Raw genomic sequence first — 22,097 nt, forward strand, 5'->3', positions numbered from 1 at the left:
TCCATAAGAATGTTTTCATTCCTTTGCCGGTGATAAAAACTTAACCGGTAATATGAATATGAGAACATTTTATCTAATAACTTTATTGTTATGCGTATCTCTTGCCAATGCGCAAAACATGCGAAAAAGAATTTCGCTTAATTCGGACTGGCGCTTCGCCAAAGGACATGCTGCCAATCCCGAAAAAGATTTCAATTACGGGCGAGCACTCTCTTTTTCAAAAATAAATTTCCTGCAAGAAGCTACTTTGCTTCAAGCCGATCAGAAAGCTCGTTTTACGATTCCTCACACCGAGATTTATGACGATAGCCAATGGGAAAAAATATCCTTACCTCACGATTGGGGAATGACACTGGGCTTTGCTCAAGATCAATTAAAAGTAAAAGGCTATCGTAAACTGGGAGGACTTTCGCCGGAAAACAGTGTGGGCTGGTATCGGAAAAACTTGAAGCTTCCACTCGTTAAAGGCTGCCGTTATCACCTGGAATTTGAAGGCATATTCAGAGATGCACAAGTATGGATGAACGGCATCTACCTTGGAAGAAACGAAAGCGGCTACACACCTCTGTTATTCGACATAACAGAGTGCTTAAACTATGAACCGGAAAAGGAGAATGTGATAACCGTGCGAGTAGATGCCACTCAGTCGGAACTATGGTCTTACGAAGGAGCCGGTATTTATCGTAATGTATGGTTGACCCAAACGTCCTCGGTATATATCCCTCAATGGGGCACCTTCGTCACCAGTGATGTAGACCTCACAAAACGACAAGCTGTTATAAAAGCATCAATTGAAGTTGCCAATGAATCAGACAAGACCGTAGATGTTTGCATAAAAAACAGCATTACAGACACAGAAGGGAAACAAATAGCTTATACAGAAAAACATCTAAACATTCATTCGCTCGAAAAAAATGAGATAAAAACTCAAATGCAGGTAAATAATGCACACCTGTGGTCACCGGAAACACCCCATCTCTATACACTACGCACAGAAATAGAAATAGGCAATACGGTTATTGACAGCTATATTACCCGCTTCGGAATCCGCACCATTGCTTTTAGTCCCGACCAAGGTTTCCTTCTGAACGGCAAACGCGTACAATTGCAAGGAGTATGCTGCCATCAAGACCATGCCGGAGTAGGCATAGCAGTTCCAAACCGCTTAAATGCCTGGCGCATTCAGAAATTAAAAGAGTTCGGTACCAATGCTTATCGTACTTCCCACAATCCTCCTACAGTTTCCCTGTTGGATGCATGTGACAGTTTAGGAATGATGGTAATAGATGAAATGCGTATGATGAGTTCCAGCAATGAGGGACTTCAGCAGATGAAAACCATTATCCGACGTGACCGGAACCATCCTTCTATCATCCTTTGGAGCTTAGGGAACGAAGAGCCAGCTATCCAAAAAACAGAAAAAGGAAGAATGATAGCCGAACGTATGAAAAACATACAACATAAACTCGACCCGACCCGCATGTGCACAGCAGCCATGAACGGCGGCTGGGGAAGCGGCTTCTCTTTAGCCGTAGATGTACAGGGGGCCAACTATTTCAAAATAGGAAACTTAGATGATGTACACAAAAAACTACCCCAACTTCCCTGTATACTAACCGAAGAAGCCAGTACACTAACTACTCGGGGAATTTATAGTACAATAAAAGAAAAGGATCATCATCAGTCTTATGATCATGACCGGCCTAACTGGGGAGCTACTGCACAAGAATGGATGCGTTACGTAGATACGCGCAAATATATCGGAGGTGCATTTGTCTGGACAGGCTTTGACTATGGTGGCGAAGCCTTGATGCACTATTGGCCGGGCGTCGTCTCCAATTTTGGCATTCTAGACTATTGTGGTTATCCAAAAGATGCATTTTGGTACTATAAAGCCTGGTGGACAAATGAACCTGTATTACATATATTACCTCATTGGAACGGAATAGGTACCGATTCAGTGGATGTACAACTATATACCAACATGAATGAAGTTGAACTATTTCTTAATAATAAAAGCCTCGGAAAGAAAACAATAGGTAAATATGATATACCCACATGGCGGGTGAAATATACACCGGGAAAACTTACTGCCAAAGGTAAAATGGGCAGCAAAAAGTATGTAACAACTGTAGAAACAACAGGAAAAGCGACATCATTACAACTAACCAGCGAAACCGGAAACTCCATAAAGGGAGACGGCAACGACATAGCTATCATTACAGTAAAAATTGTCGACTCAAAAAAGCGTTTAGTTCCTACTGCCAATCATCGCATTTGCTTCAAAGTAGAAAATGGCATTGTACTGGGCGTAGGCAATGGTAATCCTTCCTGTCATGAACCCGACGTCTTTCCACAGGGAGTACTGGTAGAAAGGAGTGCTTTTTCTGGATATGCACAATTAATCATCAGATCCGATCGTTCAGGGAAACCTATAAATATAGTTGCCACTTCCGAACACTTGAACGAGAGTCAGATTCAAATAAGTATTCGATAAATCCCCAAAGCAATAAAACTAGATATGAAAGATTATAATTTTATCAAAACACTGCTTATTACCGCAAGTTTCCAGCTATGTCTATCAACTTCTATGTCCGCAAGGCCATATCTATGGAAATCTGATAATGAAAAGAAAACAATTCCGGCTTCCTTATCCGGCATCTACCCACATCTTGCCTATTATAATAATGAAGGTGAATGTGGCACAGGAGCTGTCGTTCCCTGGTCAGGGCATTTATGGATAATAACCTATGGGCCCCACTTGCCCAATGGCTCATCAGACAAGTTATATGAAATCAGTCCTGAATTGATTTTGAAAGTTCATAAAGAAAGTATTGGGGGAACTCCAGCCAACCGTATGATACATCAAGAAAGTAACCAGCTTTTCATAGGTCCGTATGCCATTGACGGAGATAGAAAAGTCAGAACTATCCCTCATACCATCATGCCCGGCCGCCATACGGGTAATGCACGTCATCTGACTGATCCCGCTAACAAAATTTACTACGGAACCATGGAGGAAGGATTCTATGAAGTAGATGTACATACATTATCCGTAAAAACACTCTACACTGATGGAAATTTATTACCCAAAAACTCGGACAGGCAAGCGGCAGGTCCACAAAATCCGCTGCTTCCCGGTGTACACGGCAAAGGGCTCTATTCCGGGCAAGGAGTTATGTTGTTTACCAATAATGGAGAAGGTACTAAAGAAGCACTGGAGAAATTTGACATACCAGCCGGAGTTTTGGCCGAATGGGATGGAAAAAACTGGAAAGTAGTCCGCCGTAACCAATTTACGGAAGTGACTGGTCCCGGAGGCATTTATGGAAATCCCAATCCGGCAACAGACCCGCTCTGGGCTACCGGTTGGGATCATAAATCCGTCATTCTCGGCACACGTGATGCCAAGAAAGGCTGGTCATTCTATCGCCTGCCCAAAGCCAGCAACACCTACGACGGAGCACATGGGTGGAATACAGAATGGCCACGCATCAGGAATATTGGTACTGAAGACAAGAAAGATTATCTGATGACTATGCATGGCATGTTCTGGCGGTTCCCGAATGACTTTTCCATTGATCATACAGCCGGTATACGTCCACGGTCTGCTTATCTGAAAGTTATAGGTGACTTTACCCGCTGGCAAGACCGGCTTGTTTTCGGGTGCGACGATTCTGCTCAAAAAGAATTTTTGAATAAACGGCAGGCAAAAGGAGAAATCGTCGGACCTGGACAGTCTAATTCAAATCTATGGTTTACCTCATTGGCTACTCCTGATGAATTGGGGCCGACCACAGCCAATGGAGCCGTATGGATTAAAGAAAGCATCCCAGGCAATACTTACTCAGAACCTTTTCTCTTTGCCGGTTGGAACTACCGTACAAGCTGGTTGAAAAATGATGGAGAACAAGATGTTACCTTTACTTTCGAAATAGATAAAGAAGGAAAGAACCAGTGGAAAGAATTGAAGCAGATAAACGTAACGGCAGGAAATACTGCTTTCATAGAGTTTAGCTCTTCAGAAAAGGGAGAGTGGATTCGCGTTAAGTCCGATAAAGCAACAATAGCTACCGTCAGTTTTAATTATAGTGCCAAGGAAAAACGAAGCACAAAAACTCACAAAATGTTCAAAGGATTAGCCCTTGTGGAAAAGAGTGACCCGATAGGAGGGCTGATGTACAGTTTAGGCGAGAACAAGCGTTCATTGGGCATTGTTTCACAGTCTTTTGCAGATGATAAAGTAATAGAAAATGGCTATTATGAAATGGCCGACTCTTTCCGATTAGTACGCAAAGAAAATCAGAATATGAGTGCTGAAATAAAAATGAAAGTACCCATTCCCCAACAAGTAGTCACCGTGGAAAAAGGCTCTATTCTAATTGTTGATGAACAAAAAAGACGTTGGAGGCTTCCTTTGGGCCATAAAGCATACACAGAGTTGACAGGATCTCTCACTCTCCGCATTTGTCGGGAAGTGGCAACAGAAAGAGATTTATTCAATTGCCATGGCACATTTTATGAACTCCCTGCCGAGAATGCCGACGGATATGCTAAAATCAGGCCTATAGCCAGCCATTCTTTCCGTATTCATGATTACGCATCGTATCGCGGACTGTTAGTTATGACCGGAATAGACATCAAAAAGGCAAAAGGTAACAAACATATCATTGTTTCGAATGACAAGAAAGCTGCCATTTGGGCCGGTGCTATTGATGATCTATGGAAAATGGGAAAACCAATCGGTTCTGGTGGTCCTTGGATAGACACTGATGTGAAAGCTTGGGAGAAATCAGACCCCTATCTCATCAGCCACTATGACAGAAAAGAACTCTCACTATCACATAGAGGAAACGATATCGTGAAGTTTACTATAGAAGTAGATGCTACAGGAAATGGTGACTACATGGAATATAAATCTTTTAATGTCGCACCGGGCAAAACATTGAACTATACTTTCCCTAAAACATTCCATGCCCGCTGGATACGTTTCTTTACCAATAAGAATACTACAGCCACAACTTGGCTAAACTATAAGTAATAATCCCCTCTCTAATTATATGTCCGCAAAAAAGAAAGATCTTTCATAGACGAACTGTCTGTTTAAGAAAGGGATTATTAATCAACACATTACACGGTCTTAACTTCTTGTCAACAAAGTCTTAACTTCTTGTGAGCAGGAAGTTAAGACCGTGTTGAGAGAAAGTTGATATCCTCCCACACATACTTCTTCCAAACTATTCAACGACCTTCTTTTTCTGATAAAATGTAGATATATTTTTTTTGCCGGAGTATATTGTCACCACTTGTTCATACTCTTTTCCTTGTTCAAATACACCCTTACCGGAAAGTTGCAAAGTCATTTTCTCATAAGGTTTCAAAGGCGGAACAATGCCGGAAGCTACTTTTATCGTTTTCCCATTCTTTTTATATCCTATTGTTATCGAAGCCTTTTGCGAACTGACCTGCCCAAAGTTCTGCACTTCTATATCGCAAATTAAGCCTTTACCAGATGCAGAGAAGACAGGTGCACGAGCAGAAAGGATGGGTTCTATATAATCAATGTATGGCAAACGCGCATATCCGTAAAGCATCTTTCCATTTTTATACTTCCCAATCAGTTTCGGGGCAAATTCATTCTCGGTAATGCCATTCCCTTTACCTTCAAAAGTTACAATCAAGTCATTACCATCATTCTCCGTTTTCAGTACTTTGCTTCCTCTACCATAATTAACTTCTTCAGAAGCGCCAAAACGCAATGAATTTATGTCCATATCCGTCTGCGGATGAAAGCCTTCCTCTGCCTGTACTCTCACACGAATGGTTTTGGTACCGGCAGTAATGGGCTTTTTATCCAGAATAGTCAGTAACAATCCCGGATTCAAGGGGATGCTGATATTCTTCGAACTATGGTGATCAAAAGGTTTATCTTCGTGTTTAAGCGTATCAATTACTGCAAAGTTGGCCTGAATGGCACGTCCGTATTGATCCTGGTACACTTTAAGGCGTTCATATTTAAACCAGTCTTCCGCATGTCCATCCTCGTGTATAGCGATTCCAGGCATATAGGCTTCACCCGGATCAACCACCCAGTTCACCCCGTCTTTTGAACGAAGATAGAAAGCGATACGCCCCAGCCAGTCGTTTACAATCATGTGATACTGAATATGATCGCGCCAGATTACGGGATCTTCAAAACGTCCGTCCACATCCGGATAAACGCGTTGGTCAGTCAGCTGGTTATATTCTGATAATCCGTCCTGACTGATCCAGATGCCACCACCACGACAAACCATCACATACGAGCTGTCTTCGCGCTGGGCAAACGAAAGGTTGGACAAACCTTCGATGATACGGCGGTCGCGTGCATTGAAATCGAACTTCCCGTATTTCCATTTCCCGTTCAGATCATCGGAGACATAACGTCCGCCAATCACATAGACAACATACCGCCCGTCCTTTGCCCGGAATATTTCAGGATTATGCCCTTTACCGATTATATTGACAGGTTTGAAAGGACCCGTCAGATTATCGCTTACGGCATTAAATACATAAGAGTTGGGCCATTCCATATGTCCTTTTGGGGAACATCCCAGCCAACCGCATACAAACAAGTGATATTTACCGTCTTCACCTTTTCTGATGTTTCCACCCCAATAGGACCAGATACCATCTTCGATGCCATTATCAACGTAGCGCGGACGCACACAGCCGGCCCCCCAAGTATCCGATGAAAGCACTTTGCCTTTCATGGGCAGAAAGCGATCCATAAAGCGGGCTCCTTCTGTCAGTTGATTCCATTCCTTAGGACGCTCACGTTCTGTGACTTGTGAGAACATGAAATTACTCATTAGAAGCATAACTCCCATCAAGGTTAGTTTAAATAGATTCTTTTGCATATTCATAGTTTCAAATCTGTTTATACTGCCAAAAATAGGAGAATTATGCGGATGAAGAATAAGGATGTGGTCGGAAAAGGTACGTAAACCTTTACGTAAATAGTTCTTATATGTTATTCATATAAAGATGTACCGGTCAGTATACAAAGAAAAAGAGCCCCCTGTTGTACGAGGACTCTTCTAATTCTTTTTTTGTGGAGCTGGAGGGAATCGAACCCTCGTCCAAACGAGGAAATCATAAGCTTTCTACATGCTTATCTTTGCCTAATTTTTCGAGCAACGGCAGAACCAAAGCCATCAACCATTGCCTTATCCTTTAAAGTTTCATTCTCGCCTCAAGGCCGACAAGAACTATCCCCGATGTAACTGCACCACTGGATCGGAATGCTTCGGAGCAACAGCTTCCGAGTGATGTCTCGTCCCAGCACCTAGTGCCGGGATTAAGCTAATCTACTATGATTCGATTAAGCAGCAAGAGCGTATTGTCTTTCGCCAGATAAAATTTTGAAGACTGAGATTAAAGTGCAAATCAACGACGCACTGCATGCTTACTTACTATTTCTACCCGCTGTCAAATCCAGTCAACCCCAGAATACATACGGTTTTTAGAAATCGTGGGGCAAAGATAAGAATTCTTTTTTTATCGAATGCTTTTTCTTTGCAAATATTAAAGCCTTAACACAAAGCTATCTTTCCCAAGCTATCTACTTCTAACCTGGCACTCAATCCCATTGCCTTGAAAAGCTTTATTACTGTAGCAAAAGTTAAGTTCTTACCATTTTCAATCCTTGATATTTGGGCTTTCTGTACACCAACAAGTTTACCTAAATCTTCTTGAGTTAAGTTCTTGGCTTGTCTCGCTTGCTTAATGGCTTCTCCGATGAGGAATAGATCCAGCTGTTCCTCATACCTGTCACGCTCCGGAGTACCTCTTTTGCCTATCAACTCATCCTCAATCTCCTCTTGCGTATAAAATTTCATTTCTTTCATGTGTTTATGATTGAACACCGCAAAGGTAGCAAATGTTTCCATAAATAGAAACTTCACAAGTCTTTTTTAAAATAAGACAAGCCGTCCGGACAATAAGGGCCATTGTAATGAACAATATTACCCTCTCGCCTTAGACAAAAACCGTACCTTTGGCAACAGAAGATAATATACACAAAAATATAAATATCATGAAGAAGCTGATTGCAATGACACTGCTGCTCGGAGGCAGTACTCTGCTCTGCGCACAAAAGACCGTGAAGATACCAGCTGTGTACAAACCCGTCAAAAGCGAGATGTACAAGAAAGGCTGGATTGATTTCAACAAAAACGGAGTGAAGGATGTATACGAAGATCCGAATGCCTCACTGGATGCACGTATCGAAGATCTGCTCAGCCAGATGACGCTGGAAGAAAAGACTTGCCAGATGGTAACCCTCTACGGTTACAAACGTGTGCTGAAGGACGACCTCCCCACCCCCGAATGGAAACAAATGCTTTGGAAAGACGGCATCGGTGCCATCGACGAACACCTGAACGGTTTCCAACAATGGGGACTTCCCCCATCGGATAATCCCTATGTATGGCCGGCATCCCGCCATGCTTGGGCACTGAATGAAGTACAACGCTTCTTTATAGAAGAAACGCGCCTCGGCATCCCCGTAGATTTTACAAACGAAGGCATCCGCGGAGTAGAAAGTTACCGTGCCACCAATTTCCCCACACAACTGGGATTGGGACATACCTGGAACCGCGAACTGATACGCCAGATAGGATTAATCACCGGACGGGAAGCCCGTATGTTGGGATATACCAATGTGTATGCTCCCATCCTCGATGTCGGTCGTGACCAGCGTTGGGGACGCTATGAGGAAGTATATGGAGAATCTCCTTACCTCGTTGCCGAACTGGGTATTGAAATGGTACGCGGCATGCAACATAACCATCAGGTAGCAGCAACCGGAAAACATTTCGTTGCCTACAGTAACAACAAGGGCGCCCGCGAAGGTATGGCACGTGTAGACCCGCAAATGTCACCACGCGAAGTGGAAATGATACACGTCTACCCTTTCAAACGGGTGATAAAGGAAGCGGGACTATTGGGAGTGATGAGTTCGTACAATGATTACGACGGTGTCCCCATACAAGGCAGTTATTATTGGCTGACTACACGCCTGCGTGGCGAGATGGGTTTCCGGGGATATGTGGTTTCGGACAGTGACGCCGTTGAATATCTCTATACCAAACACAGCACCGCCAAAGATATGAAAGAAGCCGTGCGCCAAAGTGTAGAAGCCGGTCTGAATGTACGTTGCACCTTCCGGTCACCGGATTCATATGTATTGCCTTTGCGCGAATTGGTTAAAGAGGGCGGACTAAGCGAAGAAGTGATTAACGACCGTGTACGCGACATTCTGCGTGTAAAATTCCTCGTAGGGCTGTTCGATGCTCCCTATCAGACTGACCTTGCAGGAGCCGATAAAGAAGTAGAGAAAGCCGAGAATGAAGCTCTTGCACTGCAAGCCTCACGCGAAAGCCTCGTCTTGTTGAAGAATGAAAACAACGTGTTGCCATTGGATATCAACAACGTGAAGAAGATAGCAGTTTGCGGCCCCAATGCAGACGAAGAGGGATATGCACTGACACACTACGGTCCTTTGGCAGTAGAAGTAACCACAGTACTGGAAGGCATTCGCCAAAAAACTGAAGGCAAAGCAGAAGTGCTCTATACCAAAGGCTGTGACCTTGTAGATGCCAACTGGCCGGAAAGTGAACTTATCGACTATCCGATGACAGATAGCGAACAAGCTGAAATCGATAAAGCAGTAGAAAACGCACGCCAGGCAGATGTAGCCGTAGTCGTATTAGGAGGCGGACAACGTACCTGCGGTGAAAACAAATCGCGCAGCAGCCTTGACCTTCCGGGACGACAACTGAAACTGCTTCAAGCCGTACAGGCAACCGGAAAGCCCGTCGTACTGGTGCTGATTAACGGTCGCCCGCTATCCATCAATTGGGCAGACAAGTTCGTTCCCGCTATTTTAGAAGCATGGTATCCGGGCTCCAAAGGTGGAACAGCAGTAGCCGATGTGCTCTTCGGAGATTATAATCCGGGCGGAAAACTGACAGTCACTTTCCCGAAAAGCGTTGGACAAATCCCGTTCAACTTCCCCTGCAAACCCTCTTCACAGATTGATGGTGGAAAGAATCCGGGACCGGATGGAAACATGTCACGCGTCAACGGACCACTCTATTCATTCGGCTACGGTCTGAGTTACACCACCTTTGAGTATTCCGACATCGAAATCAGCCCGAAAGTGATTACACCAAACCAAAAGGCAACTGTACGCTGCAAAGTAACAAATACCGGAAAACGTGCAGGCGATGAAGTGATTCAGCTGTATGTTCGCGACATCCTGAGCAGCGTTACCACTTACGAAAAGAATCTGGCAGGCTTTGAGCGTATCTACCTGCAACCGGGAGAAACGAAAGAGGTAGTCTTCACCCTCGACCGCAAACAACTGGAATTACTGGATAAGCACATGGAATGGGTGGTGGAACCGGGAGACTTCAGCATTATGATAGGTGCTTCTTCCGAAGACATCCGACTGAGTGGAAAATTGACAGTAGAAGATCCCAACGCCCCCATGCAAGCACAGGCAAAAACGGATGCTCCCGTAACTGCCAGCACCAATCCGGAAAGTGCAATGAACGTGCTCGATAAAAAAATGAATACTGTTTGGGAAGGAAATAAAGGAGATTATATTACCTTTGCCTTGGAGAACGGCTCCAAAGTAGACGGTGTTTCCATTGCATTCAGCAGAGGCAACGGTCTGCCCGCGGAGTTTGAAATCCAGCTTTCAAGTGGCGGCGGACAATTCCTGACAGTTTATTCGGGTACAGTCAGCGAGTACGGAAAGCTGATTTCATATACGTTCAAAGGAACTACTGCCAGCGACTTGCGCATTGTGCTGAATGACGATCGTGTAGGAGTGGCAGAAGTGAAAATTAACAGATAAGTGATTAGTGATTAGTGATAAGTGATTAGTACCGTGTACAAAACGGAGCCAACCAATTATCACTTATCACCAAATACTAATCACTAATCACTAAACACTAATCACTAATGAAATCTCTTCTTTTCTGTATGCTTGGATTAGCAATGACAGCCTGCGCACCCCGCAAAGCGGGAAACGTAAACAACGGAAGTGACGAACTTGCCATGCTGGTAGGTACGTACACCGATGGAAACAGCAAAGGTATTTACACCTTCCGCTTCAACCAGGAAACGGGACTTGCCACTTCGCTCAGTTCCATCGAAGTGCTCAACCCGTCTTATCTCATCCCTTCGGAAGATGGAAAGTTTGTCTATGCCGTCAGCGAAATGAACGACACAACAGCTGCTCTCAATGCTTTCTCCTTCGATAAGGAAACAGGGAAACTCAGCTTATTGAACCGCCAGCCCACTATGGGAGCCGATCCCTGCTACGTTGCCACCAATGGAAAAGAAGTACTCACAGCCAACTATAGCGGAGGTAGCATGTCCATCTTCCCGCTGAAAAAGAACGGTTCATTAGAACCTGTCGATACGCTTTTTGAAGGCAGTACCGGCGGACCGGACACTGAAAGGCAGGCAACACCCCACGTGCATTGCACTGTCTTCTCTCCGGATGGAAAATATATCTTTGCCACTGACTTCAGTGCCGACCGCATCCTGCGCTTTGTCATACATCCGAAGAGCATTATCCCCCACCCTTCTGCCGAAGCCATTGACGTAGATCCTAATTCCGGTCCACGTCATCTCACCTTCAGCCCGAACGGCAAGTACGCGTATCTTATCAGCGAATTATCCGGCAACATCACCGCTTTCAGTTACTTGGACGGCAAACTGGAAAAGATACAGACCATTGCAGCCGACACACTCCGTGCACGTGGCAGTGCCGATATACATCTCAGTCCCGACGGGAAATACCTGTATGCCAGCAATCGCCTGAAAGGTGACGGCCTTGCCATCTTCGAAGTAAATCCGGAAAACGGCATGTTGGCAAAAGTAGGCTACCAGTTGACGGGAATTCATCCGCGTAACTTTATTATCACCCCGAACGGGAAATATCTGTTGGCCGCCTGCCGCGACAGTCATGTCATTCAGGTATTCCAACGGGATTCCGTAACAGGTTTGTTATCAGATACGCATCAAGACATCAGCATCGATAAACCCGTTTGCATCCAATTCGTAAAATAACCGGGTAAAAGCTTGACTTCCGGTTTTTAATTTCGTATATTTGGCATCGTAATCCTGATTTAGATTCGGGTTCACAGATAGTAACAGGGAAAAGCATTTGCTTCTCCCTGTTTTTTTATATCCGATACCTTTTCAGGCGAAAGATAAGATACTTTGAGGCAAAATACATCATCTATTGAGGTAAAACAAACCATCTATCGAGATGAAACATACCATCTAATGATACAAAAGAAATGATCTATTGGGACAAAACACACCATCTCATGGAGCGAAAAGAGCCGCTAACTCACCCAGACAGCCTATTCTGTTAATATTCTATAATCTTACTCTTGACAAAAATAACTTCATTAACTTTGTCCCTCAACCGAAATTGTTTAAACAACGCGACTTATGAAGAAAAAAAATATAGTATTACTCTCAGCACTGTTGTTCTCCGTTTCTGCCATAGCGCAAACAGAAGTGACAATAGGTATCATGCGTGGCAAAGACTACGGCGTTACTTATGTACTTCCGAAAACAGAAATCGAACTTACCGTGCAAGCCACTAAACATATCTATACTCCCGGAGAATTTTCCAAGTATGCTGACCGTTATCTGCGATTGAATAATGTCTCTTCCGAACCGGAAACTTACTGGACATTGGACAAGATACAAACAGCAGTAGTCGGTATACCTGATAAAGAGAATATATATTTCGTGAAGATGAAAGACAAAACCGTGGCTCCTCTTATCGAATTGAGCAAAGACGGCATCGTCTACTCCATCAACATGCCGTTGGGCAGCGGACAAAAGAAAGCAACTCCTGCCACTCCCAAGGCAGCAGACAATACTCCTAACGTCAATCCCCGTAGCTTCTTGACAGAAGAAATCCTGATGGCAAATTCAACGGCAAAAATGGCGGAACTGGTTGCAAAAGAAATCTATAACATCCGTGAAAGCAAAAATGCCCTGTTGCGCGGTGAATCGGACAACATGCCCAAAGACGGTGCACAACTAAAGCTTATGCTGGATAACCTGACCTTGCAGGAAAATGCTATGACCGAAATGTTTGCAGGTAAAGTGACCGATGAAGAGAAAATATATACTATACGCATCGTCCCCAAAGAGATGAAGAATGAAGTTGCTTTCCGTTTCTCTAAGAAGTTGGGTATTGTAGCTAACAATGACTTGGCAGGCGAACCTATTTATATCACGGTAACTGACCTTAAAAGCATAAAAATCCCTGAAGTCGATCCAAAGAAGAAGGTGAATGAAGGGGTTGCCTACAATGTACCGGGCAGAGCTCACGTTACATTAAGTTATAACAATAAAGAATTGTATAATTCAGAAATCCCTGTCACACAATTTGGTGTAGTCGAATATCTCGCTCCTGTACTGTTCAATAAGAATTCCACAATAAAGGTATTATTCGATCCTGAAACAGGGGCTTTATTAAAGGTTGACAGAGAGTAATTTTATAAATCCATCCTTTCGTAATTGCATCACATAAGTCGTGACTCGTGAAGCATAATTCTCATCAGGATGGAAATGATCGGCAAGCTGGGAAACAATCTCCCGTACCGTACGCCGCCCGTCTATCAGACGCCACACTGCACTGCCGTGTTCTTCAAGGCGGACATGAATATCAGGAGACATGCTTTTCGGTAACAAAAGCCGGCGCATCCACTCATACTTGAACCGGGGATAGGAGATTACAGCGTAATCTCCCTCCCATTCGGTCAAGATGTGGTCACAACGAACCGGAACAGCATCCAACAGACTGACTTTTCCTTCTGGTGTTTCCATACTCGCATCAGTTTATACTTACTTCTGAATATTGGGTTCTTCTAGTTGATAACCAAACTTTTTATCGGCCCTCTTCAGCATAAAGGCTACCACAAGAGACAAGCAGGCAATACCTGTAAATATACACATAGGTATCGTATAGTCATACAAATTCGTTCCATCCGCCTTCTTGCCCACGATACAATAAAGATCAAGTACCTTACCAATCAGCGTAGGAATACCCCACAAACCAATATTCTGAATAAAGAAAATCAATGCATAAGCTGTACCCAACTGGCTTACAGGGAATATCTTAGCAACCGCAGGCCACATAGCAGAAGGTACCAACGAAAAAGCAATACCCAGAATAATCATCAAACCAATAGCCACTAACCAGTAATTAATGGCAGGAATGGCATAAATAAAGTGCACACCTATCAGCATTGCAGCACCCAGTATCATAATAGAAGCTGACTTACCGCGTTTATCTATAAATCCACCGAATATTGGAGTAAGAATCAAAGCACCCAAAGCCGGCAATCCGGCAAAAGTACCCGCTACATTCTCATTAATACCATATTTGATAATCATCAACTCGGAAGCAAACTTCTGGAAAGGGAATACACAAGAATAGAATAATACGCACAGCAAAGCTATCAACCAGAAGCCCGGGTTTACGAGGATATTCTTCACATCTTTGAAAGAGAATTTCTCTTCCTCCCCTTCTGTACCTGCTGCTATGGCTTCTGCTTCCATCTGTCTGTCAAGCTTCTTATCCATTACTGAGAAAATAAAGAAAGCAACCAGACCACCTAAGAGAAGAATCAACCCTACCAATACCGGAGTAGTGATACCGAAAGCACGTGCCAAAGGAATAGCCACTGCATAACCGGCTTGCGAACCGATACGTGCCAGTGCTACCTGTACACCCATAGCCGTAGCCAGTTCTTTACCCCTGAACCACTTGGCTATAATTTTAGAAACAGTGATACCAGCAACTTCCGCACCTACACCAAAAATAGAATAGCCGGCAAATGCAACGAATACGCCTGCTTTATAACCGAAAATCTCGTTAAGACCGAAAATCTGTGCATCCGGACCGGCAAGCCCTGTCATGGCATAATATTCAAGTGCCGTACCTCCCACCATCAAGATAGTTGATAATTTACCAGTGAAACGGATACCAAAACGGTCAAGGATTAATCCACCCCAAATCAGCATCAGGAAGAATACATTCAGGAAACTATATCCACCTGTAAAGAATCCAAAATCACTACTTGTCCAAGCAAGATCCGACTCCAACATTGTTTTCAGTGGTGCTACCACATCGTTTACATAGTAAGCTGCCATCATGGTGAAAGCAACAATTACCAATGCTCCCCACCGGGTAGCTTTGGAGTCATTCAATTTAAGTTTTAATTGTTCTGTCATTGTACTATTTAGATTAATTATTAGTCAGACTGCATAATCCCGACAAAGGTAGTTAAATCCGTCATAAAAAGAAAAAAGGCTGACACCTTTTCGGCATCAACCTCTTTCTTATTTCTTTTGCGGGCTCATCCGCGCTTAGCTTTAGTTAGCTGAATCTTCAGCAGCCGGAGCAGTTGTAGCAGGAGTTTCTGTTGTAGCAGGAGCTTCTGTCTGCGGAGCAGCTGTACCAGTAGGCATGTTATACGGATTGGTCTTTTCTTCTTTTTGAGCTTGCTCCAGAATCACATCGCCTCCCTTACCGGAAGAAGTAGGAACCACATAAGCAGTAGCAATACTCATTACGACCATGAATCCTGCCAAGAACCATGTTCCTTTTTCCAGAAAGTCAGTAGTCTTGCGCACACCCATAATCTGATTGGAAGAAGAAAAACCGGATGCTAAACCGCCTCCTTTGGAATTTTGAATCAATACAATGAAGCACATCAGCAAAGATGCAACCACCATTAAGATAACTAAGAATAAATACATTTTGTTATTTTGATTTAGCGTTAATAATCAATTTCTCCAAAAATCTGATTTGGTCTGCAAAGTAAGCATTTTTTTTTGGATAATTCAAACTTAATTTTTTAATAATTTCAAGAGCCTTGTCATATCGGCGCTGTTTGATATAAATTTTCGCCAAAGTTTCAGTAAAACAACTGTCATCCAGCTCATCCGAAGCTGATTGATGAGTCGTCTCTTCATCAGTATCCGTATCTTCGGAATCATCTTCCTCTTCTGTTTCTACCTCTGTGGGCTGAGGAATCTCTTCGGCTATAACCGATATTTCTTCTTCGACTTCGTCCTCTTCCTCCTCAATCAATGGAAGTAGAAGCGGATTTTCCTCTTTCAGCAACTTCAGGCTGATGCCTTCCTCGGTTTCACTCTGCCGGATAAATCCGTCTATCAGATCCTGTCCACGCAACTTGGGAACTTCTACCGAAACAGTCGATGATGTATCCACTTCGTCTGTATCTTCATCATCCTGCATCAGATAGGTGGTATAATCCATTGCATAATCCAACTCTGTCGTTTGGGAATGTTCTTCCGGCACAGTAGCAAGGAAAGCATCTATTAATGAGAGGGTACGGTCGATACTCGGCTCTTCCTCCAGTTCCTTTCCGACAACAGATTCTGAAGTATAAGGATGAAGGGCATACCGGTCACCTTCAATCAGATAAAACAATACACGGCGGTCCGATACATACAGTACGGCCTTACGTAATTCTGCACCGAAGTTAATATCGTGCAGCACATAGAGGTTCTTGAGATAGAGCAAACGCAGCGACTGAAAGTAAGGATAGCGGGTTACCAACGTACGAAGTTCGTATAAGGTATCCCGATTCAACGCCTCGGGATGCTGTATCCATTGTTGCAAATGTACAGGCGTCATTCCTACTTCTACCAGTTAGCTACGGTTGCGTTAAATATTTGTTCCGTTATGTCTTTCACCATCAGTTTAATTAACTCATCCTGTACTTCGGTCAGCAATTTGGAAGAGTCATAAGTCTGGAAAGCGGAGAATTGTTGGTCAGTAAAATCGTCTTTGTGATCCGTATTATTCACAAAAGAAACCTTCACAGTCAAGGTGACTTTTACTTTTGAAGAATACCCACTGGCATCCACCGCTTCGTTATATTGGTTATAACCGGTAATCTCGCCATCAATTTCAATATCAGCATTGCCATTCACAAGTGATAAACGGGTCTGACGAATGAACAAATCTTTCAGCCCCTGATTAAATTCAGTAGCCAGCGGAGCATAAACATACTCTGCACGATTCTGGAAATCAGCTATCGAGACTGTCTTTACCTTGGAGTAGTCAATCGAACTAATCGGTGCCAGTCCTACTTTAATACTACACGAATTTACTATCAGTAACACGCTCAACAACAATGCTGTCGAAGCTATTTTTTTAATCCAATCCATATTCTTTAATCTTTCTGTATAAGGTACGCTCGGAAATATTCAGATCCTTTGCCGCACTCTTGCGTTTACCATGATGTTTTTCCAGGGCTTTTCGTATCATTTCTTTCTCCACCTCATCCAGAGAGAGAGATTCTTCTACATATTCTTCCGTGTCCTGTATGTCATCATCAATATCATGAGACGACTTTATGGAAGGATGAATGATGGTAGGCACACTCTGAGAAACCGGAGTTACCACAGCAGGCGGTTGGGCGAAATAAGTAGCAGGCACAGCCGGAGCAGCAGCTTTCCCACGTTCAGTCATGATCTCATGCACAAGCTTTTTCAATTCCGTCACATCCTGGCGCATATCGAAAAGAACCTGATACAGGATTTCCCGCTCACTTTCAAAACTCTTGGATTCCTTCACACCAAACAAAGCGGGAAGGCGTTGCATACTATTCTGCGCCGGCAGGTATCCACTCAAAATGGCAGCATTGATTTCACGGTTAGTTTCAATGATGGAAATCTGTTCCGTGATGTTCTTCAACTGCCGTACATTACCGGGCCATGAATAAGAAATCAATAATTGTTTAGCATCTTCTGTCAACTGAATGGCAGGCATACGATACTTTTCAGCAAAATCTGATGCAAACTTGCGGAATAACAGGAATGCATCCTCTCCACGCTCACGCAGAGGGGGTACCTGAATAGGTACAGTATTCAAACGGTAATACAAATCTTCACGGAAACGTCCTTCGGAAATGGCCTGTGTCAAATTTACATTAGTAGCTGCCACAATGCGCACATTGGTTTTCTGCACCTTAGACGAACCGACTTTTAGAAACTCTCCACTCTCGAGCACCCGGAGCAGTCGAGCCTGCGTAGGTAAAGGCAATTCTCCCACTTCATCCAGGAAGATTGTTCCACCATCCGCCTCACCAAAGTATCCTTTCCGCTCACCGATGGCACCAGTAAAGGCTCCTTTCTCGTGACCGAATAATTCCGAGTCAATGGTTCCTTCGGGAATGGCACCACAGTTCACTGCAATGTACTGACCGTGCTTACGTCTACTGTATTGGTGAATAATCTGGGGAAAGCTCTCCTTACCCACACCACTTTCTCCGGTTATCAGTACAGACAGGTCGGTAGGCGCTACCTGAATGGCAACGTCTATCGCACGCATCAATGCTTCATTGTTACCAATGATGCCGAATCGTAATTTTACTTGTTGTATTTCCGCTTTTGTCATTCTATAAATCTTCTTCCACACTGTCAAGTTTCAGCTTATCGCTGTCATCACGCTTTTCGTAATATTGTTTTCGTAAGGGATTGGCATGTGCTTCCTTATCGCGCAGGCGATTACGGAATACATCGATAGCCACATAAATAGCCTGACGGAAAGAATCCTCACTGGCCAATCCTTTTCCAGCAATATCATAAGCAGTGCCGTGAGCCGGTGAAGTACGTATCACAGGCAATCCAGCAGTGTAATTCACACCTTCATCCATTACCAGCGCCTTGAACGGAGCCAATCCCTGATCGTGGTACATGGCAAGCACTCCATCGAAATGAGTAAAATTACCTGAACCCATAAAACCGTCAGCCGGATATGGACCATAGCACAATATGCCCCTTGCAGCCATTTCTTTCAATGCCGGAATAATAATCTCTTCCTCTTCTTTTCCCAACAATCCTTCGTCACCCGCATGCGGGTTCAGAGAAAGCACAGCTATACGCGGTGCACCGATAGCAAAATCCTGCTTTAATGAATGATTGAAGATAGCTAATTTCTCCTGTATCAATTCTTTCGTTATAGTCGATGCAATCTGGCTGACAGGAATATGACCTGTAACCAAAGCCACCCGGAAATCATCTTTCATCAGAATCATCAGTGACTTGGCACCATTACCCAGACGTTCTTCTATATATTCCGTATGACCGGGAAATGCAAAAGTCTCCGACTGAATGGTATGCTTATTGATAGGAGCAGTAACAATCACATCGACCAGTCCCTCCTTGTATTCTTCAATAGCTCTTTCCAGTGCTCCAAGTGCAGCTTTTCCGGCTTCAGGATCTGCTTTCGAAAATTCCACCTTCACTTCATCATCCGTACAGTTCACTACGCTCAGACGATTATGAACCGCTTCTGCAGCAGAGTTCACGATACTGAAGTTTGTCGGCAAATCGAGTGACTTACGATGATAAGCAGCCACTTTAGGCGAACCATAAATAATAGGTGTACACAGTTCCAACATAACAGGGTCAGAGAATGTCTTCAAAATAACCTCATAACCCACGCCGTTTATATCACCTTGTGTAATGCCGACTCTTATTTTATTATCTTCCATTTTTCAATATATATCATTTTTAGATGAGAATGCGTCAGGAGTCCCAGTGATAACTTTTCATCCGCAGGTTACACAGATTACACAGATTCATTAAAATCCCAATCTGCGTTATCCACGTAACCTGCGGATGAAAAATATTTCTTTAATAATGATTCTCCTTATACATTCTCAATATTATTTTTCTTGATCAGCAATTTGAGCTTGCTCTTTCTTCACCCCCAATGGTATCTCTGCACTTGTTTGCTTGTCACCCGGAACTCTCAATGTATAAAGAGATGCTTCCATCTGACGCATCAGATTACGTTTCAGCTTATCAGGTGAATAAATGAAAGCTTCTACAACAATGATACGCTGGTTCACCGGATCCAGACGCATGTGCGATACATACGGACCACCCATAAAATCACCTTTCATACGCCACAAGCCACGAGCTTCCAGTGCATATTCTCCTTGAATATTAAGAGGACGTACATCAGTCATCAAGGTATCAGTAGCCATATACATACCTTCCTTAGCTCCCGGAATGTTAGCTTTCATAACAGAGTCACGCATCTGCACAAAATATTCCTTAGTAAAAGTATTCTTGTCTCTATAAGGGAAAGAGTAAATGACAAAGTTCTGATCAGCGGTAGCTGCATTCGTACCTGCCCAGAAGAAATTCTCTCCTTGCTTGGTAGAAGAAAGCTCTGCCGGCACCCATACATCACAATCAAACATACTCTTAACCTTTGTAGACACATAATCATTATGTTTCTTTTCCAGCTGTGTAATCTGACGGTTCATCTCTGCACGTGTAAAGAAATCAATAATGGTCTGCTTGTTTTCCGTCACAAACGTCTCGAATGAAGCTTCATCAGGCGCCTGTATCGTCAGGATAGTCTGCGGAGATGCATATACATCCTTCGCATATTTAAATTTAGGCTGAGTATAAATATCCTGCACATCAGCAATGATAATATTGCGAATCAGCTTTAATGTAGCATCATAATTTGCAGGAGAAGTATACATCATGCGGAATGAACGCTCAGATTGGGGAAGCCCCGGCACATCCGTATCAAGTACATCATAAAGTGCCCTACCGGCAGGACGTTCCCACATAGCTGGATCTACTACTACCAGGATTTCATACGCACGACCACTTGAAGTCGCACCAAACACGCCCTTCTTACCGCTACTACATGCGGAAAAGGCTATTGCTACAAGAGCTAAACTTAGATAAAACAGGTGCTTTCTCATATACTTACCAGTTAATGTTTTTACAAAACTACGAAGAATACGTATATCATCCGAGCCAAAGTTAATAATTTATATTAATTCTTGTTTATTCTCTTCCTGTTTGGCAGTAGAAAGCATACCACAGGCAGCGAATATATCTTCACCCCTGGAAGCACGTATCGTAGTAAACAAACCGTGGGAAGTCAGGTAATCACGGAGTTTAGTCATCGTTTCCATATCCGCCCCTTCCAGGTCTACCCCGGGAATGGCATGAAAACGAATAAGATTGATACGGCAATCCAGCCCGCGCAAGAGTTTCAATAATTCTTTAGCATAGAGCAACGAATCATTCACGCCTTTAAAAACAATATATTCAAAAGATAGTCTACGCTGTTTACTAAAATCATAGTTTTTTAACAAGTCTACCATTTCTGTAATGGAGAAAGCCTTCTCGGCAGGCATCAATTCCCGGCGCTGCAAAGCAACCGGAGAATGCAGGCTGACAGCCAGATGGCATTCAGATTCCTCAATAAAGCGTTGAAAGCCTTTGCGCAGACCAACAGTAGAAAGAGTAATCCGTTTAGGACTCCATCCATACCCATAGGGAGCAGTCATAATTTCCAAAGCTTTCAGTACCTCGTCCAGATTATCCAGAGGTTCTCCCATCCCCATCATTACCACATTGGTCAGCTTGTCCCGTTCAGGGAGAGAATTGATCTGATTGATAATTTGGTTGGCAGTCAGGTTAGCGGTAAAGCCCTGCTTACCTGTCATACAGAATTTGCAATTCATCTTGCATCCCACCTGGGACGAAACACAAAGTGTGGCACGGTCTTCATCCGGAATGTAAACCGCTTCAACAAAATGTTTATCCCCTGCCCGATACAAGTATTTCACCGTACCATCCACCGAGCGCATAGCTTCCACTGGTGCATCTGCTCCCACTTCATAGACATCTTTCAGGAGGTCACGGTGTTTTAACGACAAGTTGGTCATGTCATCTATGGAATTCACTTTCTTGTCATACAGCCATGAAGCTATCTGCTTAGCGGCAAATCCGGGCATTCCCAGTCTCTTCACCGCTGCTTGCAATTCAGTGAGTGTTAGTCCTAAAAGAGTTTGTTTCGGCATAATTATCTATCAATCTATCAAATTTATCTTTGCAAAGGTAGGAATAAAGTTGCATAAAGGCAATTACAGACACAGAAAATGAGATACACCCCCTAAAGAAAAAGCCGTCTGACATTACATCAGACGGCT

16 protein-coding genes and 1 other RNA gene are annotated in these 22,097 nt (G+C 43.6%); 5 read left to right on the plus strand and 12 right to left on the minus strand.

Features of this window, described 5'->3' with window-relative positions:
- Positions 1-58: 58 nt before the first annotated feature.
- Both galA and DW036_RS03365 read left to right on the plus strand, forming a co-directional pair.
- Complete coding sequence (gene galA / locus DW036_RS03360; RefSeq protein WP_233560277.1) at positions 59-2,497, plus strand: beta-galactosidase GalA; 2,439 nt, start codon at positions 59-61, stop codon at positions 2,495-2,497.
- A 93-nt stretch (positions 2,498-2,590) separates the two neighbouring features.
- Positions 2,591-5,041 (plus strand): hypothetical protein, encoded by a 2,451-nt coding sequence (locus tag DW036_RS03365; RefSeq protein ID WP_233560318.1) that lies wholly within the window; start codon positions 2,591-2,593, stop codon positions 5,039-5,041.
- Positions 5,042-5,237: 196 nt separating this feature from the next.
- On the opposite strand, the gene DW036_RS03370 is transcribed toward DW036_RS03365, so the two are convergent.
- The 3 genes from DW036_RS03370 to DW036_RS03380 form a co-directional block, all read right to left on the minus strand.
- Complete coding sequence (locus DW036_RS03370; RefSeq protein WP_187374557.1) at positions 5,238-6,899, minus strand: glycoside hydrolase family protein; 1,662 nt, start codon at positions 6,897-6,899, stop codon at positions 5,238-5,240.
- A 192-nt stretch (positions 6,900-7,091) separates the two neighbouring features.
- Positions 7,092-7,488, minus strand: a transfer-messenger RNA (tmRNA) gene (ssrA, locus tag DW036_RS03375).
- An 86-nt stretch (positions 7,489-7,574) separates the two neighbouring features.
- The gene (locus tag DW036_RS03380; RefSeq protein WP_118462012.1) at positions 7,575-7,889 is read right to left on the minus strand and encodes a helix-turn-helix domain-containing protein; all 315 of its coding nucleotides are present in this window, start codon (positions 7,887-7,889) and stop codon (positions 7,575-7,577) included.
- A gap of 188 nt (positions 7,890-8,077) precedes the next feature.
- Between DW036_RS03380 and DW036_RS03385 the strand changes: the two genes are divergently transcribed.
- From DW036_RS03385 to DW036_RS03395, 3 genes are all read left to right on the plus strand, one after another.
- Positions 8,078-10,906, plus strand: a complete 2,829-nt coding sequence (locus tag DW036_RS03385; RefSeq protein WP_118462014.1) for a beta-glucosidase — start codon at positions 8,078-8,080, stop codon at positions 10,904-10,906.
- Between the two features lie 107 nt (positions 10,907-11,013).
- Positions 11,014-12,129: a lactonase family protein gene (locus DW036_RS03390; RefSeq protein WP_118461294.1), complete on the plus strand. Its 1,116-nt coding sequence runs from the start codon at positions 11,014-11,016 to the stop codon at positions 12,127-12,129.
- Positions 12,130-12,519: 390 nt separating this feature from the next.
- Positions 12,520-13,581, plus strand: a complete 1,062-nt coding sequence (locus DW036_RS03395) for a DUF4831 family protein (RefSeq protein WP_118461296.1) — start codon at positions 12,520-12,522, stop codon at positions 13,579-13,581.
- Here DW036_RS03395 and DW036_RS03400 read toward each other — a convergent pair.
- The 9 genes from DW036_RS03400 to rlmN form a co-directional block, all read right to left on the minus strand.
- Complete coding sequence (locus DW036_RS03400) at positions 13,561-13,914, minus strand: PqqD family protein (RefSeq protein ID WP_118461298.1); 354 nt, start codon at positions 13,912-13,914, stop codon at positions 13,561-13,563. The two genes, DW036_RS03395 and DW036_RS03400, sit on opposite strands and share 21 nt — an antisense overlap.
- A gap of 18 nt (positions 13,915-13,932) precedes the next feature.
- Entirely contained in the window at positions 13,933-15,324 is a 1,392-nt protein-coding gene (locus DW036_RS03405; protein ID WP_007666182.1) for an MFS transporter, read from the minus strand.
- Positions 15,325-15,465: 141 nt separating this feature from the next.
- Positions 15,466-15,852 carry a preprotein translocase subunit SecG gene (gene secG, locus DW036_RS03410; protein WP_007666184.1) on the minus strand — a complete coding sequence of 129 codons (387 nt, stop codon included), beginning with the start codon at positions 15,850-15,852 and terminating at the stop codon, positions 15,466-15,468.
- A 4-nt stretch (positions 15,853-15,856) separates the two neighbouring features.
- Positions 15,857-16,756: a tetratricopeptide repeat protein gene (locus DW036_RS03415; protein ID WP_118461300.1), complete on the minus strand. Its 900-nt coding sequence runs from the start codon at positions 16,754-16,756 to the stop codon at positions 15,857-15,859.
- A gap of 8 nt (positions 16,757-16,764) precedes the next feature.
- Positions 16,765-17,292 carry an LptE family protein gene (locus tag DW036_RS03420; RefSeq protein WP_022392049.1) on the minus strand — a complete coding sequence of 176 codons (528 nt, stop codon included), beginning with the start codon at positions 17,290-17,292 and terminating at the stop codon, positions 16,765-16,767.
- Positions 17,279-18,523 (minus strand): sigma-54-dependent Fis family transcriptional regulator, encoded by a 1,245-nt coding sequence (locus DW036_RS03425; RefSeq protein ID WP_118220814.1) that lies wholly within the window; start codon positions 18,521-18,523, stop codon positions 17,279-17,281. Before DW036_RS03425 ends, DW036_RS03420 begins: the two co-directional genes overlap by 14 nt.
- Before the next feature lies 1 nt (position 18,524).
- Positions 18,525-19,622 carry a 4-hydroxythreonine-4-phosphate dehydrogenase PdxA gene (gene pdxA, locus DW036_RS03430; protein ID WP_118461302.1) on the minus strand — a complete coding sequence of 366 codons (1,098 nt, stop codon included), beginning with the start codon at positions 19,620-19,622 and terminating at the stop codon, positions 18,525-18,527.
- A gap of 174 nt (positions 19,623-19,796) precedes the next feature.
- A complete protein-coding gene (locus tag DW036_RS03435) occupies positions 19,797-20,858 on the minus strand; it encodes a DUF4837 family protein (RefSeq protein ID WP_118461304.1) in 1,062 nt (353 codons plus the stop codon).
- A gap of 69 nt (positions 20,859-20,927) precedes the next feature.
- Complete coding sequence (gene rlmN, locus DW036_RS03440) at positions 20,928-21,968, minus strand: 23S rRNA (adenine(2503)-C(2))-methyltransferase RlmN (protein ID WP_118461306.1); 1,041 nt, start codon at positions 21,966-21,968, stop codon at positions 20,928-20,930.
- Positions 21,969-22,097: the final 129 nt, after the last annotated feature.

Source organism: Bacteroides sp. AF39-11AC (assembly GCF_003474285.1).
Lineage (GTDB): Bacteria > Bacteroidota > Bacteroidia > Bacteroidales > Bacteroidaceae > Bacteroides.

Bases quoted from the DNA above. Each gene is read 5' to 3' on its own strand.
- DW036_RS03420 (WP_022392049.1), bottom strand. From the start codon at position 17,292: ATGGATTGGATTAAAAAAATAGCTTCGACAGCATTGTTGTTGAGCGTG.
- DW036_RS03405 (WP_007666182.1), bottom strand. From the start codon at position 15,324: ATGACAGAACAATTAAAACTTAAATTGAATGACTCCAAAGCTACCCGG.
- rlmN (WP_118461306.1), bottom strand. From the start codon at position 21,968: ATGCCGAAACAAACTCTTTTAGGACTAACACTCACTGAATTGCAAGCA.
- DW036_RS03395 (WP_118461296.1), top strand. From the start codon at position 12,520: ATGAAGAAAAAAAATATAGTATTACTCTCAGCACTGTTGTTCTCCGTT.
- DW036_RS03390 (WP_118461294.1), top strand. From the start codon at position 11,014: ATGAAATCTCTTCTTTTCTGTATGCTTGGATTAGCAATGACAGCCTGC.
- DW036_RS03415 (WP_118461300.1), bottom strand. From the start codon at position 16,756: ATGACGCCTGTACATTTGCAACAATGGATACAGCATCCCGAGGCGTTG.
- DW036_RS03370 (WP_187374557.1), bottom strand. From the start codon at position 6,899: ATGCAAAAGAATCTATTTAAACTAACCTTGATGGGAGTTATGCTTCTA.
- pdxA (WP_118461302.1), bottom strand. From the start codon at position 19,622: ATGGAAGATAATAAAATAAGAGTCGGCATTACACAAGGTGATATAAAC.
- DW036_RS03380 (WP_118462012.1), bottom strand. From the start codon at position 7,889: ATGAAAGAAATGAAATTTTATACGCAAGAGGAGATTGAGGATGAGTTG.
- DW036_RS03385 (WP_118462014.1), top strand. From the start codon at position 8,078: ATGAAGAAGCTGATTGCAATGACACTGCTGCTCGGAGGCAGTACTCTG.
- DW036_RS03425 (WP_118220814.1), bottom strand. From the start codon at position 18,523: ATGACAAAAGCGGAAATACAACAAGTAAAATTACGATTCGGCATCATT.
- DW036_RS03365 (WP_233560318.1), top strand. From the start codon at position 2,591: ATGTCCGCAAGGCCATATCTATGGAAATCTGATAATGAAAAGAAAACA.
- secG (WP_007666184.1), bottom strand. From the start codon at position 15,852: ATGTATTTATTCTTAGTTATCTTAATGGTGGTTGCATCTTTGCTGATG.
- DW036_RS03435 (WP_118461304.1), bottom strand. From the start codon at position 20,858: ATGAGAAAGCACCTGTTTTATCTAAGTTTAGCTCTTGTAGCAATAGCC.
- galA (WP_233560277.1), top strand. From the start codon at position 59: ATGAGAACATTTTATCTAATAACTTTATTGTTATGCGTATCTCTTGCC.
- DW036_RS03400 (WP_118461298.1), bottom strand. From the start codon at position 13,914: ATGGAAACACCAGAAGGAAAAGTCAGTCTGTTGGATGCTGTTCCGGTT.